The organism is Bacillus cereus group sp. Sample62, from assembly GCF_036851315.1.
GTDB classification, from domain to species: domain Bacteria; phylum Bacillota; class Bacilli; order Bacillales; family Bacillaceae_G; genus Bacillus_A; species Bacillus_A wiedmannii.
This window is the reverse complement of the sequence record NZ_JAFLPK010000001.1, coordinates 2,148,650-2,167,567: the sequence shown is the minus strand read 5'-3', so window position 1 is coordinate 2,167,567 and position 18,918 is coordinate 2,148,650. Positions and strand designations below refer to the sequence as shown.

Sequence of the window (18,918 nt, the reverse complement as noted above, 5' to 3'; positions counted from 1 at the left end):
TCCCCCTATTGTTTACGTTGGAAAGCAGCTATACAATCAAATTCTTCTTTCAAGCGATTGTAAAGTCGTTCATACATATAAAACATTTCTAAATATATAGCCGTATTTTCTTTATTCGGTACATGATGATGAACAATATCAATCCAATCCTTTACCTCTTCAAGAGAATCAATTTTTCCTACAGCATATAAAGCAACTGCCGCTGCCCCAAGCGCAGATGCTTCATGACTTTCAGGAACAAGCAATTCTTTTCCCATCATATCGGATAACATTTGTCTCCAAAATGCAGATTTCGCAAAACCTCCTGAAACGCGTATTTCAGTAAGTGGCCCTGTACAATCCCTGATTGCGAGTGCAACAGAATATACGCTCATACAAACACCTTCCATAACTGCACGTATAAAATGTTCTCGTTTATGCTGCAAGTTTATTCCGAAGAATGTACCTCGAGCATTTGCATTCCAGTAAGGTGCACGTTCTCCAGATAGAAACGGTAAAAATAGCAATCCACCCGCTCCAGCTGGTACACTTTCCGCATATTTAATTAATAAATCATATGGATCAATGCCAAGCTTTCTTGCAACTTCTTGTTCCGGGCTACCAAATTCATCACGTAACCATCTCAGTAATATTCCGCCGTTATTCGTTGGTCCGCCGATCACCCAGTGCTCATCTGTTAATGCATAACAAAACGTTCTTCCTTTTTCATCTGTATGAACACTTGATGAAATTGTTCGAACCGCACCACTTGTACCAATTGTAATTGCAGCTGAGCCAGGCGATATTGCACCAACGCCTACATTCGCAAGAACACCATCACTTGCACCAATTACAACTGGCGTATCTTCACGAATACCCATCTTTTGTGCTAATTCTGACTTCATACCCGATAAAATATATGTAGTTGGCACAGGTTTTGATAATTGTTCTGGTGACATATGTAACATCGTTAAAACATCTTCATCCCAGTTTAATGTTTCTAAATTAAATAACCCAGTAGCTGATGCTATTGAATAATCCACTACGTAACGTGAAAACAATTGATAAATAACATATTCTTTAATGGAAATAAATTTATAAGCACTTGCATATAATTCTGGCTCTTCCTCTTTCATCCACAATAATTTAGAAAGTGGCGACATCGGATGAATTGGTGTACCCGTTCGTCTATAAATGTCATGCCCATTCATATGTTGTAATAATTTTTCTGATTGTTTCGTACTTCTATTATCTGCCCAAATAATAGAACGGGTTAATGGCGCACCGTTTTTATCTACTGCAATTAATGCGTGCATTGCTGTACTAATACCGATTGAAGAAATATCTTCCGGTAATACATTACCCTCTTCGATGGCAACGCTTACAGTTTTGTATACAGCAGCACATATTACATCAGGATCTTGCTCAGCCCATCCGACGTTCGGTTGAATAATTGGATAATCAACTGCATGTGATGCAACGACTTTTCCTTTTTCTGTAAACACAACCGTTTTTGTACTTGTGGTACCGATATCAATCCCGATTACTCTCCCCCTTGTTTCCATGCAAATCTTCCCTTCGTTTCTAGCGAAATACGATTTAGTAAACCGTTTACATGAATTAGTATATAAAATATTTTTTTCATTAATCAAGTTTTAAAAAGAAAATTTTTTTCATTACAAAAAATAAAACCCCTCATTCCCTTTCATTTACATACTATATTTAGCTTTTCCGTTCGGTACAGTTACATAATATCCGTTTCGAAACACACTCTTTTTCTAGTTTTTGGATAACTAGTTCTTTAGCTTGATGGGTATGTGGTTCATTGTACAAAACCAACAGTTTTAGTAAAATTTCGTAAGGTATTAGTGGATTAGGAGATAAAAAAATTTAAATTCCTTGAGCAAACTGTAGTAATAGATTAGATACAAAAACGCCATCCTTTCCTATGATCCTATAGAAAGAATAGCGTATTTTTTCATTAAGGCACATTATTCTAAATTTATTGATGTAGTTGAGATGGACTCACTTTTTGAATTTGAACAAGTATATCAAACGCTTTACCTAATGATATATCAACAGTTCTTGGTATATCAGGCCCTTCGGTAGTTATTCCAGCGAAAATTGGATGTTGTTCGTTTAACCAAGTTTTTGTCACGCCGTTTGCCTTACGTAAATCAATAAAAAATTGATCTTTTTTAACTTGTCCAAAGATGTAGTTATAACTGTTTGGATCATCCGATTTTAATATTCCATATGGGCCAAATTCACCATGGCTGTTATTGACATTATATTGTCCTTCATAAACTGATGTTCCAATAGATATGTAACGTTTTCCATAATATTCCGCTAAATGTTGCCCAGCTACTTTAGGGTATATAAAAGGAAGCATATTTGTTTTCGAAACGTGTCCATTATGTCCCCATACAATGGTTTTTCCTAAATGTTCTTCAGTCCACTTCGCATTTTCATACATTGCAATATCATGTTTCAAATAAAAATCCGATGGTTTATCAGGAGGTGAAGTTAACATTGTAGTAAATTGTTCAATAATACGAGCATTTTGTTTTATCCATGCGAACTCTTTAGATTTCCCATTTAAATAACTTTTATTTTCCTCTAATATAGCACTAATTTGTTTAGCATCTGAAATATACTTTTCTTTTTCTTCTTTCGTAAGGCTTTCAAAAGTACTCATATCCTTTGTTACAGGAATAAGACCTTTTATCTTTTCTTCTACCCTCGGCAGAAGTTTTGAATTGGTTCTTTTAACATATTCTATTATATTATTATAAACATTCTCGTTTACTGATTGAATGTCCATCCCGATGATACGCACTTTAGATTTATGTTTTGGATTCGCATTATATTGCCGAATCCAATCAAGTAAATCTAACATTTCTTTCGTCTTAAATACAGGTGATAGATGTTGGCTTGGATTTCCCTTACCAGTAAGAACATATCGATCAAGTTCTAAAGCTCTGTCCCACCCCTCTTCTAAAACTAGGTTGGTAAAGCCCTTTTCAGATACTAAATAATTCACAATACGGTTTTTCATCGTAAAAACTTCATGAGCCCCATGCGTAGCTTCACCTAAACCTACAATTGAAGCGGAACCTACCATATTCTTAAGTGGTTTTAAATCATTAAAAGATGCATTTGGATTCGTTGTTTTTAAAGGCTTCGCGTGCATTTCTAACCATTCCGCTATTTGATTTTTATTGTAGGGAGCTGTAACAGAAACTCCTGTTTTCGAGTCTGCATAAGTACTTCCTACAAAATTAGTCAGTATTATAGCAGAAACACCAAGTGCAGTAATCATTTTCTTTTTCATAAAACCCTCCTGAAATATTTACTTAAAACGATAGCGTACTTTTATACTGAATTACGAGTATTAATTTTTTTAGAGTAAGTTGTTTTTTGCACCAAAATGGTATATTTTAGACTATAAAACTATGACAAAACTTATCCATTTCTCCTTTTTGCCTACTTCCTAAATTCAGCAAGTAAAATACTTTTAAAAGGATCAGGATTACTAAAGTTAAAGCTGTTCAAATTGACGGCCAATGTATGCTTGCCTCCAAGTGTTCCACCAACAAAAGTGGAAAACCCTAGAACGCTACCTCTATGTCCCCATACCGAGACACCGTTCGGAAGCTTAAATTCAACGATTCCAAGACCATACCCCGTTCCTTCTCTATCTGTAGGAACTGTAGTAAGCATTTGATTTAGCTGCTGTTCCTTCAGCAATTTACCACTGAGTAAGTATGAGAAGAATTTATTTAAATCGTCAGCAGTAGAAATTATATCTCCATCCGAGCTACCTGGGTTAATATACGTAACGTCTTTTAGCTCACTTGCTCCGTCTAGTTGGATATAGCCACGGGCATGCTTGGTTCCTGGAATCACGCTTGAATTACCAGGTAGAAATGTATTTGACAAATCAAGCGGTTCAATAATCCGATTTTCAACCTCTTCCGCGTAGCTGTTGCCAGTTACTTTTTCAATAAGGATCCCCAGTAATACATATCCTGTGTTTGAATAAGACCAACCCTTTCCTGGGGCAAAGTCTGGGGGAAGTGAAATCCCCATCTTTACAAATTCTTCAGCCGTATACGATTTTTTTGTATCCATAATATCGAAGTCTTTTGAATTTATATAGTCAGCAATACCACTTGTATGATTCAATATTTGCCGGATCGTAATCTGGTTACCATCATATCCGTTTCCTTGAATGACACCAGGCAACCATTTTTCAATGGAGTCGTCTAGATTCAAACGATTCTCTCCAGATAATTGAAGTAGAACTGTTGCAATGAACGTTTTCGTTACACTGCCAATACGAAAGCGAAAATCTGCTTTCATTGGTTTCTTGGTTCTCACATCTGCTACCCCAGCGGTATAACTCCAAGTTTTACCACCCTTAGAAATGTTAGCGAGTATTCCCGGGTATCCAAGTTGTAGTGCATCCCGTATTGCTTTCTTAACGGAATTACGATCGCTTTGCGTACTTGTTTGTAACGAACTAGATACATTTTGCGTGGGTTCTGCTTTTACAATTGAGTTTGGTGTTATATATAACAGGGAACTTCCCGCTATTAAAAGTGCTAGACTTGCACATGTAATTTTACTGCGTGTTTTCATAAAGCATTCCTCTCCTCTATTTAAATTGTATTGATGGTTGATAGGTATGTCATATGCTAACCACATAGCTATAAACTTTCCCAATGAGAAAAGTCAACACTGAATTTGCAATCATCTATACACCAATTATTTCTACAAACAACTCTCTGACCTAATAAATGATTAATCCCTCTTCTTCAGATGTCTGTTAACATCTATAATTTCTTCTTTTCTTCCATAGGTTTTATTAATTTGTTTTTATAAAAATATATAGTAACTATTCCCCCCTCTCGTTCTTCTCTATATTTTGATCATACACATTGAAAATCTCTTTTTTCTTACTCCTTTCTTACAAATTCCTTACGTTCAAAACTACTTCTATATTTCGGTGGTTTTTATTTTAAGAAAACTTAGTTCTATTAACTTAATAGCAATGGAATAGCACCAAATGCCAATCAACTGAAGAAAAGTAAATGCCTCGAAAATGGAAATACTGCGCATTTTTCTTAATAGACATAGGAATCGGCTCCTCACTATAACCTTTTAACCATATAATTACATATTACGTATTATAATTATAAAACTTAATTAATTTCTTATTTTTCAGAAAAATAAGAAACAATAACACTGAATTTATTGTATAATGTTGTAAAAAGATGTCGGAGGGATTTAATGTTAAATAAAATATCTCAATTCACAATAAAGCTTTCATCAATTCTCTTATCACTCTTATTATTATTAAATTTACCTTATTTGTTTATCACTCAAAATGGATTTACCTTTCAACCAATTTATTTTTTTGACCAGATCGTTACTATGTTTAAACAGGTTTTCTCCCCTGAATCATTGTTGGTTATAGGATCAGACCCAAAGTTTGGTCATTTAAAAACAACACCATTATTTCCAACTGTTTTAGAACCTTATCTATATTCATTTACTATATTATTTGTGGCCTTTTTGCTTGCGCTCTTTATCTCATCTAGCATGGCATTTTTTTATTTTTTGGCAAAAGATTATATAAAAAAATGGATAAACCGAATTGTGTTCATATTAGAAGCTGTCCCCGATATGATGATGATGATTTGTTTGCAAATATTTTTCATATGGGTACTTCAGAAATTCGGGGAAGCTCCTTTCACCATTATTTCTTTTAATGAAAATCGAGCTTATTTACTCCCTATTTTATCTTTATCTGTTTTACCTACATTACAAATGTTTCGAATGATGGTGTTATACATAAAAGAAGAACATGGAAAACATTACGTAGAGGTTGCATATGGCAAAGGCCTTTCATCAAGTTATATACTTTGTATTCATTTATTCAAAAATATATCTATCCACTTCTTCCACCATTTAAAAACGATTTTTGTTTTCTTACTGTCTAACTTATTCATTTTAGAATTTGTTTTTAATATGCAAGGCATTATTCAATTTTTATTTAAAAAGGCGTTTATTTCACCTCCCGCTGCATTTATCATACTTGTCATGATTATCTTACCGTTTTACGCCATTTTTCAAATAATCTCTTTCATGATGAATAGATGGCAAAAGCAATTGAAAGGAGCAGCTTTATGAAATCTATTTGGAAATCAAAACGCTTTTTAATCGGCTTTACTTATTTATTCATACTTGTTTCAGCTAGTTTTATTTATAGTTGGTTCTTTAAAGATAACATCCCAAAAGCTCCCCAGTTACTTTACAATGACAATAACGAATTGCTTGGAAAGGCTCCCTTTCCACCATCGTTAATACCGCCTTTTGGATCGGATCGTTTTGGAGAGTCTGTTTTCTTACAAATTATAGAAGGAGCAAAATTCACTATCTTATTAGCTGTGGCAATTAGCTTCTTTCGCATATTATTCGGAACATGTATAGGAATCCTCTTAAGTTTATATGCGCCAAAATTCAAGAGATTTTTCCAGGCATGCTCAGAAGTTTTTTACTATATTCCTACTTTATTTATCGCATTTATACTCATCACACCTGTTAATATTGTAATCGTATCAAATGCTGATAGATTAGATCCAAATATTTCATTTGCGTTTTATCAAGTACTCGTACTTATTTTCGTCGCTCTGCCTACACTTTCTTTATATATATCCTCAGAGGTTGATGAATTTATGAAACAAGATTACATTTTAAGTTCACAGTTACTGGGTGCTAGCCGTTTTCATATTATCAAAAAACACTTACGAGTCTTATTACTTGACCGCTTATTTGTTTTATTTATGGAACATATCGTCCAAACTCTCATACTCGTTATCCATTTAGCGTTGCTTGATATTGTAATTGGCGGGATACAAATGCGGGAACTCTATGATGGAGTGCTCAAACCTGTTTCTCTATCTAACGATTGGGCAGGCCTTATTGGGTTAAATCGTAATGAAATGAATCTTTCATGGTGGATTATTTTTTATACTCTCGTTTCATTCTTTATTACAATTCTATTTATTAAACTTATGACGATCGGGATTCAAGATGCACTGAAAGCAAGAGATTCGCAAGTTGTAGCAATTCAAACCATTCCAGATCATAAAAAATTTGTTAAAAGTAAAGATTCTTTTTCGTTTGCAAATAAATTAAACCTTTAATCATTTCTCATTAATCGGCATTGATATAAAAGAAGCTGATCCCTGTTGAATACAGGGATCAGCTTCTTTATGCCGTCTAACTTTTTTACATGTCCTTTGCTAGACTCATGCTTTTTATATTTAAAATGAATTATTTGCAATCACAATTATGCTGTTTAAAATTGATTACCATACGTCCTTGAATTCTACCTTGTTCCATTTCTTCGAATACATTTTGTACTTTATCTAGAGAACAAGTTTGAACAACCGGCACTACTTTTCCTTCTGCACCGAACATAAATGCCTCTTCTAGATCCTTACGAGTACCAACTAGAGAACCAACTACTTCAATTCCATCTAGTACAAGGCGCGGAATGTTTAAATCCATAGTTTCTACTGGTAAACCTACTGCAACGACTTTACCACAAGCACGTACTGCGTCAACTGCTGAATTGAATGCTACTTTTGAAACAGCTGTTACTACAGCAGCATAAGCACCACCAAACTCATCTTGCACAATCTTATCAGCAGGACCTTGAGAAATTGGATTGATAGTCATATGAGCACCAACCTCTTTTGCTAAGGCTAATTTATCATCATTAATATCTACTGCAATTACCTTTGCACCAAATACATTTTTAGCATATTGGATAGCTAGGTTACCTAATCCACCACAACCATAGATTACGATAGGTTGGCCAGGTTTAATATCTGATACTTTTATTGCTTTATATGTAGTTACGCCCGCACATGTAATTGATGATGCTTGAGCAGGATCTAATCCTTCTGGTACTTTCACCGCATAGTCAGCTGTAACAATACATTGTTCAGCCATACCACCATCTACTGAATAACCAGCATTTTTAACTTCACGGCAAAATGTTTCTCTACCAGTTACGCAATATTCACAACGTCCACAAGATTGGAACATCCATGCAATACTTACACGATCACCTATCTTTAGTGAAGTAACATCATCAGCAATTTTCGTCACAATACCTACACCCTCATGACCAAGAATACGGCCATCTGTGTTTCCAAAATCATGATTTGCAACGTGTAAATCAGTATGACAAACCCCACAATACTCTACATCTACTAACGCTTCACCTGAGTGTAACGGACGTAATTCCTTTTCAATAACTTCAATGTTTGCTTTACTATTTTTATTAACTACTACTGCTTTCATATGTGATCTCCCCTTTAGTGTTTTAGAATTTTAATGAGTACATCTCAAAACTTCTGTCTTCACTGATTTGGCTAATCATTATGCCAAATTTAAATGTTCAATCATCATTACACGTTCATCATAACATGTAATTTTAAAAGCTTATTGTTAAATATTGAACAATATTTGAATTATTAACCAAATGTTTTCTTACTATATTTGAAGGGAAAACTGAGATTTCATCTATGTATCGTTTATTAGAATTCAAGATGTGGAGTAATAAATAAAGATTTTTTAATATAGGAAAGTATTATCATCATATTTTCAAAAAAAATTATACCGAGTAAACCTAGATTATATATCATCAAACTATTGACCAATATAAAAAGCCCTTCAATTGAAGGACTTTTTATATTCGTTTCATCGAAATTGTTTCACGTATACTTTGTAAATTTTGCAACGTCTCTTCTTGGCGTTGTAACGATAACCCAACGTATAAAGTATCTAACAAACTTAACTGTGCTAATCTTGATGAACTTGCTTCTGTACGGAATTCCGTCTCACGTGTTGAAGTATACAAAGTAATATCAGCAAGTTGACTTAATGCTGATTTCTGATAGCTCGTAATTGCAATAATGTGAGCTCCCCTTGCTTTTGCTACTTCTAACGCTTCCAGTAACCCTTTATTGCTACCAGAATGTGAAATTGCAATTACCACCGCTTCTTTAGTAAGTAAACCCGCACCCATAATTTGAAAATGTGAATCTGTATGAGCAATACAAGAAATACCCGTTCTCATAAATTTATGATATGCATCCATCGCAATAATACCAGAACCACCATTTCCATAAAACTCAATACGACTTGCATCTTGCAATACCTTTACGGCTTGCTCTAGCGCTGTATCATTTAACAAATGCAATGTATCTTGCAGTCCTGTAATATGCGAATGAAAAACTTTTTTAGCAACAGTTACCATACTATCTTCTGCCGATACTTCTTCATGAATATTTTGCATAGGAGTATGTACAATTTCACGAGCTAGTGTAATCTTTAAATCTTGAAACCCTTGAAAACCGAGGTGCTTACATAAGCGGAATATCGTGGCTTCAGAACTATTCGTAACTTCAGCTAATTCTGTAATAGATTTATGTACAACATCTTGTGGATGTTTCAATATATGTTCGGCAATACTTCGCAATTTCGGTGATAAACCGTTTAACGAAGCTTGAATTTTTCCAATCCCACTTCTTGTACCTGGCATAGCATATCTTCCCCTTCCATCGTAGTTTTATTGTACCTAATTATAGAAAGAAGAAAAACCTTTATTTAGCACTACTATAAATTGAAACTTTAATCAGTGATAGTATTGTACATCTACCACTAATTATAGCCTGCAAATAGTGGGATAAATTTTAAATACTCCTATGTATTCTGTCGTAACATGATACATAATTATTCATACTTATTATTTCCCCCGTGTTTCACCGCATATAACGCAGCTTGCGTGCGATCATCTACTTCCAATTTAGCTAAAACATTTGAAACATGTGTTTTTACAGTTTGTTCCGTAATATGAAGCTCTGCTGCAATTTCCTTATTACTTCGCCCTTTCGCAATTTCACGAAGTACTTCTTGCTCTCTTTTCGTTAACATAGAAAAAGGGTTCTCTTTTTCTTTCTTGACTGCTGACTGTCCGAATAGTGCTGGTGTTACTTTCGGATGAAAATTCGCATTTCCTTCATGTACTGCAATGATAGAAGCAACAAGTTGCTCAGGTTGTACTTCTTTTAATTGATAACCATCTGCTCCAGCTTCCAGTGCTGGTAAAACATAATCTTGCTCTGAAAAACTGCTTAATATAAGTATCTTTATTGTTTCATCATATTGTTTTATCCGTTTTGTTGCTTCTATACCATCCATCTTCGGCATTGATAGATCCATTAATACTACATCTGGTCTTTCCGTTTGAATGAATGTTAATGCCTCTTCACCATTTTCTGCTTCCCCAACTATTTCAAATTCTTCTCTCGTTTTTAAAAAGAATACAAGTCCTCTTCGAACGATATGATGATCCTCAACTAGTAGTAATTTAATCTTCAATCTTCTTCTCCCCTTTAAACCGGCAATTGAATTTCAATTTTTGTTCCCTTTTTCAGCTCAGTTTTTATTTGAAATGATCCCCTCATTAACTGAATACGTTCCTTCATACTTTTTAAACCGAGCGCTGACTCTCTTACATGATCTTGTATAAATCCTATTCCGTTATCCTCTATGTAAAAATACAACTGGTTATTTTCTATTTTTAAAAGAACATTTACCTTTTCACATGAAGCATGTTTTTTACAATTATGTATTGCTTCTTGACTAATACGCCATAAAACTTCTTCTATTTCATCTCCAATTGAAACCATACCATCAATTCGAACTTCCACGTGGATCCCTAACAACTTTCCGTAATTTTTAATTGCTTCTGCTAAACCTTTCTCTAATCCTTCCGGTCTTAATTGCCAAATTAAAAGTGTCATTTCTTGTAATGCTTCCTGTGATAATTCTCCAATATAACTCAACATCTCTTGCAAGTCTCTATCTTGCGTCATATTTAAAGTACCTTTTGCTGTTAGCATAATAGAAAATAACAATTGTTTTACTGAATCATGTAAATCACGTGCAAGTCGATTTCTTTCAGCTACCACTACATATTTACGTTCTTTCTCTACTAACTGAATACGTTGTATTGTCGTTCCTATTTGAAATGCAATTGATTCTAGTAATGCTAATTCTTCCTCTGAAAAATGTGTTTTTTGAGGTGAGGCCACATTTAATAGACCAAACTTCTCCGATCCAGACCTAAGGGGAATTGTCGCATGATGCGTAACATCTTCGGTCTCTCCCCAATTACATTCAATCGCATCCTCTATCCGCTTACATTCAATAATATTTGTCGCTTTTTCTAATCTCCCATTCACAAAACGCTCTACACACCAGCAGTCTCCTTCACACATCGGCTTCTTCTCTTGCCACGTAAGAGCCGGTGGTAAGTTTTCATCTACAAGCATACGGTGCTTTCCACTTTCATCGATAAAGAATATCCACCCTGTTTGTAAATTCATAACTTGTAACAATGTATGTAACACTTTTTCTAACATGTCCTGTAAGTCTGTTGCTTCATTTAATAATTCAGCAATTGCTTTTAATGCTTCTAAACGATGCATCTCTTTTTCTTCAAAGTTCATTCTCATCACCAACTACCATTATAACATTAAGAAATTTCTAAATTCTACAAATAAAGAAAGAACCGAATTCCTTCAGTTCTTTCTTTAAATTAATCATTTTAATATTGTTTTTCTATCCAATATTAAAAACAGAATTTTGTTAACAAACTGTTCTTATTCTTCTTTAGCTGTCCGATAAAGATTGTCCAGCACGGGCATGCTGTAAACTTTCAGCAGTAACGACCATATTTGCTGCTGGCATTTGCACTTGATTCTTATGGAACATAGACATTAGTTCAAACCTTACTTGTCTAGAAGTTTCAAAATAATCTTCTGGCTTTATTAAACCTGTAATACAAAATTCATATCCAACATATTTAAGATTCGGGTTTAAATCTGTGACACCAACATATTTAAACGGCTCAACAGCTTCATCCTCTACTTTATAAAGACTCGGAGCCAATTTTTCATTACAATTTACACAAACTTCTTCTAACAATTCCTTAACTCTTGTAGGATCTTCCTGATAACTTACCGTAATCCGTTCAATTACGCGCATCCATCCTTTATTAAAATTTTGTATCGTTCTAATCTCTCCATGTGGTATAGTTAGAAGTTTTCCTGACCATTCACGAATTTGCATAAAACGAATACTAATTTCCTCAATCGTTCCTGAATTTGTTCCGTTAAAAGTAACAAAATCGCCAACACGAAACTCTTTGTCCGCTAATCTCGCAAAGCCTAATATAACATCTTTTAACATCTGTTGTGCAGCAAAACCGATAACAACACCCGCTATCCCTGCACCTGCAATGATACTTTTTATATCTACAAATTGGCTAATTAAATAAATGATTAGACTGATGATGATGATATATCTAAAAATTGATCGAATCACACTTTGAATTGTTTGCTCTACCTCTTCATCAAAAAAGCTTGATTTCCTAAAAAACCAATCAATAATGCGGTTAATTACAAAAGAGATAATGATTAGAACTAAAGCAAATAGTAAAAATCTTAAAAGTAAAAACTCTCTTACATAATTAAAAAATTCTTCAGTATACGTTAATAAACTCATCCATCCACACCCTTAACTAATGAAAATTTCATGAAAAACTAATTTATTGTCATACCTTTTGATTTCCTTAAAAACTTGTTACACTATCTTCTATAAATATACCCTTTTTTATTATTTAAAGGGAGATAACAATAGAATTTTTTATAAATGACTTTATGTTAAGACCTCAATACTTACCTAAACAAAAAGGGGAATATTAACACAACGCCAAATAGTTCATTTGAAAATATTTTGGACTCGCTGAGGTTACTTACAATGGGCTATAACGTAAAAAGAGACCTTTTTAAAGGCCTCTTTTTTTTACTTCACTTCTGCATGTAAGCATGACTTAAAATGTCCAAGTGCAAATTCATGTCCTTGCGCATTAAAAGATGCAACTGCCTTTTCATAAACTACAATTTTAAATCCTTTATTATAAGCATCTACCGCTGTGTGAAGAACACAAATATCCGTACAAACACCTACAAGATGAACTTCTTCTATTCCTCTTTCTCTTAACTTCATCTCTAAGTTTGTTCCTGCAAATGCACTATATCGTGTTTTATCCATATAATATACATTCTCTGCATTTTTATATATTTCGTACACATCTTGTAATTCACCAAACAAATCTCTTCCATTTGTACCAGCTATATTATGAGGCGGGAATAACTTTGATTCTGGATGATATACATCGTTTTCTTCGTGTTTATCGATCGCAAAGACAACATAATCTCCATTTTCAATATATTGCTTCGTTATATGGACAATTTCCTTCTCAATTTCTTGTCCTGGTTTCCCGCATGTTAAAGCACCTTTTTCAGCTACAAAATCATATGTATAATCAATATTAATAAGCGCTCGTTTCATAACTACTATCTCCCCTTCTTCTGTTTCACAGTAAACAATAGAAAATTTGTTATTACGACATCGTATGTACTATTCGACATTTCAAATGAAATACCTACATTTTTCATGTGAAACTTACCTTAATCTGAGTTTATCATATGATAGATAAACAATGGTAAAACAAATAGCTCCTATTAACAAATCATGAATTTGTTAATTGAGCGTAATTTGAATTACTTCTTGTATCGTAAACCAAATTAATGACTTCGTTATACGAATAAAGACGATACGAATACACCGATTCACATCTTAAGCCTCTTTCTTTTTCATAGTAGAAACAAGTGATTTACTATGACATCCTCTAGTATAAACAAAAAAATACACTACTTTTTGAGTAATGTACTTTTTATTCTTATTAAGACGCAGGTTTTGTTTCAAATGTTGCTTGATTAAAACTAATAACCTTTCCTTTCGGGTCATTGTTTTCATACTGTACTGCAGTAACCGTATGATTACCTGTCTCAAGCGTCTTTTCTTTTAATTGTACTGTTGTCTGTGTTGTACTAGTAACTTGATGTTTATCTGCATATACTTGATCTACAAATATAAATGTTTCTTTATCGTTTTGAAAATTAGAAAGCTCTAATTCAACTTGCTGAATTAAAGTATCCTTTTTGATGAACACAGCCGGTATATTGCCATTTTCAGAGGTGCCATCTGGAGTAATAACTTTCACTTTTCCTTCTCCAATTGGCACCGCTCCTTCAGGAAATACAACTATATTCTCATTACTTGCGTTTACAACTTTTTCTTCCTGCTTTGATTGTGTACCCTCTTTTTCCTGTGGAGTACCGCAACCAACTAGTAACAATACAGACAATCCAGTGATTATGAATTTTTTCAAAATTCATCCCCCCTGTCATTTCATTATAATTTATTATACAAAAATAACTTTTAAATTTTAAAACTACTTTCAACACTTTCATGAACAAATAGAATATTGCTCACGATTAATGTATCATATTTTCCTTAATAGAACATTAATTTTTTTTATGAAATAAATAGTAATTCCCTCTTATCTATCATTTTAGCCCAACAAATTAATTACATACCTGTCCAAAATAAAAAGACATTGTTCATTCAATGTCTTTTTATTTTGGGCTTTAAAAAACAAATGTTGTAATCTCATCTACTTCTTTTCTTGGAAGTTTCTTCGGCTTATCTTTCGGAAAACCGAGTGAAATAACCATATTTATTTGTTTTTCAGGCTCAACTTGTAAATATTGTCGTAGTTCATCTTGAGCTAACAATACCGGTCCTGTCATCGGGCAAGTACCAAGCCCCTTCGCATGTGCAGCCAGCATTAAATTTTGTGCCGCTAAACAGCTACTCTTAATTCCTTCTTCTTCCCAAACTGAATCTGGAACAAAAGCAATTGGATCAAATATCTTTTCACGAAACTTTGATTCATATGGTGTTGCCAAACATACGATTAATACTGGCGCCTCCGAGAAAGCTGTTGCATATGGTCCGAAAGAACGTGTAAGTAATTTCCCTGCTTTCTCTTCTCCGTTTTCTGCCGCTTTTGCCGCAAGTTTATGTAATGCATCCCATGTCATTTGTTCAATTTCTTTAATTTTCTCTCGGTTCATAATGACCAAGAACTCCCAAGTTTGTGAGTTTGTATCACTCGGTGCATAACGAGCACAATCAATAATTTCTTTTATATCACTAGTGGATACTTCTTGTTCTGTGAACTTCCTAACACTTCGTCTACCGTGAATTACTTCTTTAAAATCTTCATAATTCATACTTTAAATCCCCTTTTTACAGCGTTTTCAAATCTTGTCCTATGCTTGAATTATATCATGAAAAAAAGCTGGAGGAATACCAGCTTTTTTCTTCAATATTAGTTCGTAACTTTAAACAAACGAATACTTTCTTCATATGCAACTTGGAGTTTCTTTGTAATTGGTCCTCTTTCGCCGGTTCTAAACTGTTCATCACCTATTTGAACGACTGGGAATATTTCAAGTGGTGTTGCTGTAAAGAAGCACTCATCAGCCTCATATACTTCTTGTAGTGAAAATTCTCGTTCTTCTACTTCAATATGTAACTCTTTCGCTAATGTAATAACGAAGTGACGTGTAATGCCGTGGAGAATGAAATTGTCAGCCGGATGTGTAATCAATTTATTATTCTTCACCATAAAGAAATTTGAATGACAGCCTTCAGTTACAATTCCATCTCGTAGTAATATCGCTTCTTGATAGCCTTGTTCGTTTATTTTATTTTTAATCATAATATTAGGTAGCAGATTTAAAGATTTTATATGACAGAACTTCCACCGTATATCCTCTTCTACAGTAACTTTTATTCCTCGTTCCATAGCAGCAATTGGTCTTGGAAACGAAACAACATTTGCAAAATATGTTGGTTGCATATTTGACTCATATACATGATTACGTGCTTGAGCACCTCTTGATATTTGCAAATATACATTCCCATCCTCTTGAAATTGATTTTTTTCAATCATTTGATGCAACTCTTCCACTAACTCCTCCTTAGTAAAAGGTGGAATTAGTTTTATTTCTTCCATAGAATTAAAGAATCGTTCCAAATGTAAATCTAATAAATGTGGCTTCCCATCATATAGTCTAAATACCTCGTATATACCATCACCAAATTGAAAGCCTCTCTCCTCTAATGGAATCATCGGCTGTTCTTCCTTCGTATTTACAATTCTTCCGTTAAACAAAATCCAATCTTTATGAGTAGCTTTCATTCATTCCCACTCCTTTATTCCATGATTGGTTTAATTGTACAACTTATCCACACTCAAAAGAAGGAATTTTCTGTATTTTATAAATAAAAAAGCACATCACCCATTTACAGTGATGTACTCGACCATTCATTTACTTTAAAAAATATTTTTCAATATCATCTAACATAAGATTTGCAGCTACAATACCACCTGCTGTATTCCAAATCACTTCATCTACTTCGAATACTTTATTATCTTTAGAAGCCTGTAACTGCTTAAAGAGCGGATCTTCTGTCCATTCTTTCGCTAACGTGTTTCCTTCATTATTCTTATCCGCATCTTTATCAGATGTGAAATAGAATAAGTAGTCCCCGTCCATATTTGGAATTTGTTCTTTTGTAATTCCTTTTATCGCAAATTCATCTTTATCTTGTAGTGGTGGTCGTTTAAATCCAATATCATTTAATACAACGCCTGAGAATGAATTTTTTTGATAAATACGAACATCACCTGGGACGAAGCGAATAATTGAAACTTTAGAGTTAATTTTATCACCTAATTGTTCTTTTATTCCTGCAATACGCTTTTTATAATCATTAAGAGCATTTTGCCCTTCTTTTTCTTTATTTACAGCTTTTGTATAAAGCGTAAAGTTTTCTTTCCAATCACCGCGCAATGTTTCAGCATATACTGTTGGCGCAATTTCTTTTAACTGCTCATATATTTTTTCGTGACGCATTTTATTTCCAATAATTAAATCCGGCTGAAGCTTCATTACTGCCTCTAAATTAATGTCACGTTCAGTTCCTACTACTTTCGTATCTTTTAACTCTTTCGCTAAATGAGGATACCATTCATCCCCAGCTCGTGGTTTTGTCGTTCCAACTGGCGTTACTCCAACAGTTAAAAGTGCCTCAGCACCCTCATTCGTTAAAACAACAACTCTTTTTGGTGTACCATTTACTGTCGTTTCACCCATTGCATGCTTTATACTATATGAATCCTTTGCCTTTACTGATGTATCTTTATCTTTCTTCTCTTCTGCTTTACCGCACCCTGCGATTATGACCATTAATAACATAATGCAAAGTGTAAAAATATTTTTAGTGCGTGTCATAAATCCTCCTAGTTGAAAATGATTTTCAATTACTTTCACAAGACTAATGTATATCTCATACATTGTCAATAGATATATCAGAAAACTTTTTCAATATATATATTTTAGATCTCATTTTTATTCAAAATATTTTTGTACTTATTTGCTATTCACTTTTTAACCGTAACATGTGAAACATAAACGGACATAAGAAAGTAATTGTCATTCCAGTCAATGCATAACGTACATAATACATATCAGGTATTACTTTTTTTAGTATAAGCTGCATCATTAACATAAAACTAATAGTAGAATCTGTCAAAACTCCAAGCAATTGTGAACTACCCTCCACTTAGTACCTCTTACGAGCTTACCCCGAGTGGGGGGCTTCTCGGTTCATCGCTACTTTTGATAGCTAACGAATTTGTCCTAGGACAGCCGAGCTCACTCCCTTGTTCCAAAGGTTATTTTGTTACTATTTATGCCAACACTAATAAGCGGATGGCTTCTTTTTTGATATTGATCGCTGCGTTATAGTCACGACTGATTGTGAGTCCACACGAACACGCATACGTGCGTTCACATAATGGCATTTCTTTTTTATTTCCACAATTACTACACATCTTTGTAGAAGGAAACCATTTATCTATTTTTACAAACTGTTTTCCTTGTTCTTGTAGCTTATATGCTAAAAATGTCGTGAACATCCCCCAACCATTATCCGCTACACTCTTACCAAATCTAAATGCTCGTGACATTCCTTTCATATGTAAGTCTTCGATTGCTACAACGTCAAAACTCGTAGCTAATTCTTTAGACTTATGATGAAGAAAATTTTTACGTTGATTGGCGACCTTTTCATGCAATTTCGATACACGAATGCGTTGTTTCTTCCAGCGCTCTGAACCTTTCACACGTCTTGCTAATACTCGTTGTGCCTTCGCTAATTTCTCTAACATCTGACGATAAAAGCGAGGATAATTGGCTTTCTCATCTTCGCTACTCACGTACAATTCAGCCATTGCGAAGTCTAATCCAACTACACTTTGTACTTCTTTTTGTACAATCTCTTTTTCATATTCAGTCAAGATGGAGACATAGTATTTACCAGTAGGTGTCATCGAAATCGTACACGATTTGATGATATGTTTTGGCGGGATTTCTCTATGTTGCTTCAGTTTCACCATTTTCAACTTTGGTAATTTGATATAACCATGAAATAACATAATATTTCCGTTTACTCGATTCGTTGTATAGGATTTTCTACTCTTTTTACTTTTGAATGTAGGAAAATCACTTTGACCACTAAAAAAATTCTTATACGCAGTTTGCAAGTTTAATTGCGCGTTGGCCAATGCCAATGAATCAACTTCTTTCAACCATTCATACTCTGTCTTATATTTTGCAGGAGTAGGGAATTTTTCTTTCTTTAGTTCTTCCTTGTCCTCTTTATATTTTTCATATACTTCTATTCGTTCAGCCAGCATTTTGTTATACACAAAACGTACACACCCGAATGTTTTTCGTATGAGATGTGCTTGTTCTTCTGTTGGATACAGACGAAATTTATACGCCTTATTCTGCTTTGACATATCCA

At 34.0% G+C, this 18,918-nt stretch carries 16 protein-coding genes and 1 pseudogene; 2 read left to right on the top strand and 15 right to left on the bottom strand.

The window, feature by feature from the left end; all coding sequences use genetic code 11:
• Positions 1-5: 5 nt before the first annotated feature.
• From gntK to J0835_RS10970, 3 genes are all read right to left on the bottom strand, one after another.
• Positions 6-1,544 carry a gluconokinase gene (gene gntK, locus J0835_RS10980; protein WP_087980305.1) on the bottom strand — a complete coding sequence of 513 codons (1,539 nt, stop codon included), beginning with the start codon at positions 1,542-1,544 and terminating at the stop codon, positions 6-8.
• A 437-nt stretch (positions 1,545-1,981) separates the two neighbouring features.
• A complete protein-coding gene (locus tag J0835_RS10975; protein ID WP_087980304.1) occupies positions 1,982-3,313 on the bottom strand; it encodes an erythromycin esterase family protein in 1,332 nt (443 codons plus the stop codon).
• Between the two features lie 152 nt (positions 3,314-3,465).
• Positions 3,466-4,623, bottom strand: a complete 1,158-nt coding sequence (locus tag J0835_RS10970; RefSeq protein WP_087980303.1) for a serine hydrolase domain-containing protein — start codon at positions 4,621-4,623, stop codon at positions 3,466-3,468.
• A 651-nt stretch (positions 4,624-5,274) separates the two neighbouring features.
• On the opposite strand from J0835_RS10970, the gene J0835_RS10965 reads away from it, so the two are divergent.
• Together J0835_RS10965 and J0835_RS10960 are read left to right on the top strand one after the other, a co-directional pair.
• A complete protein-coding gene (locus tag J0835_RS10965; RefSeq protein WP_087980302.1) occupies positions 5,275-6,177 on the top strand; it encodes an ABC transporter permease subunit in 903 nt (300 codons plus the stop codon).
• Complete coding sequence (locus J0835_RS10960; RefSeq protein ID WP_140386741.1) at positions 6,174-7,193, top strand: ABC transporter permease; 1,020 nt, start codon at positions 6,174-6,176, stop codon at positions 7,191-7,193. Before J0835_RS10965 ends, J0835_RS10960 begins: the two co-directional genes overlap by 4 nt.
• Positions 7,194-7,323: 130 nt before the next feature.
• Here the strand turns inward: J0835_RS10960 and adhP are convergent, their stop codons facing one another.
• The 12 genes and pseudogenes from adhP to J0835_RS10900 form a co-directional block, all read right to left on the bottom strand.
• Positions 7,324-8,361 carry an alcohol dehydrogenase AdhP gene (gene adhP / locus J0835_RS10955; RefSeq protein ID WP_087980300.1) on the bottom strand — a complete coding sequence of 346 codons (1,038 nt, stop codon included), beginning with the start codon at positions 8,359-8,361 and terminating at the stop codon, positions 7,324-7,326.
• Positions 8,362-8,749: 388 nt separating this feature from the next.
• Entirely contained in the window at positions 8,750-9,604 is an 855-nt protein-coding gene (locus J0835_RS10950; RefSeq protein ID WP_001119633.1) for a MurR/RpiR family transcriptional regulator, read from the bottom strand.
• A 191-nt stretch (positions 9,605-9,795) separates the two neighbouring features.
• The gene (locus J0835_RS10945; RefSeq protein ID WP_087980299.1) at positions 9,796-10,443 is read right to left on the bottom strand and encodes a response regulator; all 648 of its coding nucleotides are present in this window, start codon (positions 10,441-10,443) and stop codon (positions 9,796-9,798) included.
• A 14-nt stretch (positions 10,444-10,457) separates the two neighbouring features.
• Complete coding sequence (locus J0835_RS10940) at positions 10,458-11,555, bottom strand: sensor histidine kinase (protein WP_176373351.1); 1,098 nt, start codon at positions 11,553-11,555, stop codon at positions 10,458-10,460.
• 184 nt (positions 11,556-11,739) lie between these two features.
• Positions 11,740-12,633, bottom strand: a complete 894-nt coding sequence (locus tag J0835_RS10935) for a mechanosensitive ion channel family protein (RefSeq protein WP_087980297.1) — start codon at positions 12,631-12,633, stop codon at positions 11,740-11,742.
• A gap of 300 nt (positions 12,634-12,933) precedes the next feature.
• A complete protein-coding gene (locus J0835_RS10930) occupies positions 12,934-13,482 on the bottom strand; it encodes a cysteine hydrolase family protein (RefSeq protein WP_087980296.1) in 549 nt (182 codons plus the stop codon).
• Positions 13,483-13,876: 394 nt separating this feature from the next.
• Positions 13,877-14,365, bottom strand: coding sequence for a hypothetical protein (locus tag J0835_RS10925; protein ID WP_087980295.1), 489 nt, complete (start codon positions 14,363-14,365; stop codon positions 13,877-13,879).
• 259 nt (positions 14,366-14,624) lie between these two features.
• On the bottom strand, positions 14,625-15,272 hold the full coding sequence (locus tag J0835_RS10920; RefSeq protein ID WP_001105302.1) for a nitroreductase family protein: 648 nt from the start codon (positions 15,270-15,272) through the stop codon (positions 14,625-14,627).
• A 98-nt stretch (positions 15,273-15,370) separates the two neighbouring features.
• Positions 15,371-16,246 carry a D-amino-acid transaminase gene (dat, locus tag J0835_RS10915; RefSeq protein ID WP_087980294.1) on the bottom strand — a complete coding sequence of 292 codons (876 nt, stop codon included), beginning with the start codon at positions 16,244-16,246 and terminating at the stop codon, positions 15,371-15,373.
• Between the two features lie 130 nt (positions 16,247-16,376).
• Positions 16,377-17,342, bottom strand: a complete 966-nt coding sequence (locus tag J0835_RS10910; protein WP_087980293.1) for an ABC transporter substrate-binding protein — start codon at positions 17,340-17,342, stop codon at positions 16,377-16,379.
• 145 nt (positions 17,343-17,487) lie between these two features.
• Positions 17,488-17,628, bottom strand: a pseudogene (locus J0835_RS10905) (phosphatase PAP2 family protein); the annotation flags it as partial.
• 172 nt (positions 17,629-17,800) lie between these two features.
• Complete coding sequence (locus J0835_RS10900) at positions 17,801-18,913, bottom strand: RNA-guided endonuclease TnpB family protein (protein ID WP_144536302.1); 1,113 nt, start codon at positions 18,911-18,913, stop codon at positions 17,801-17,803.
• Positions 18,914-18,918: the final 5 nt, after the last annotated feature.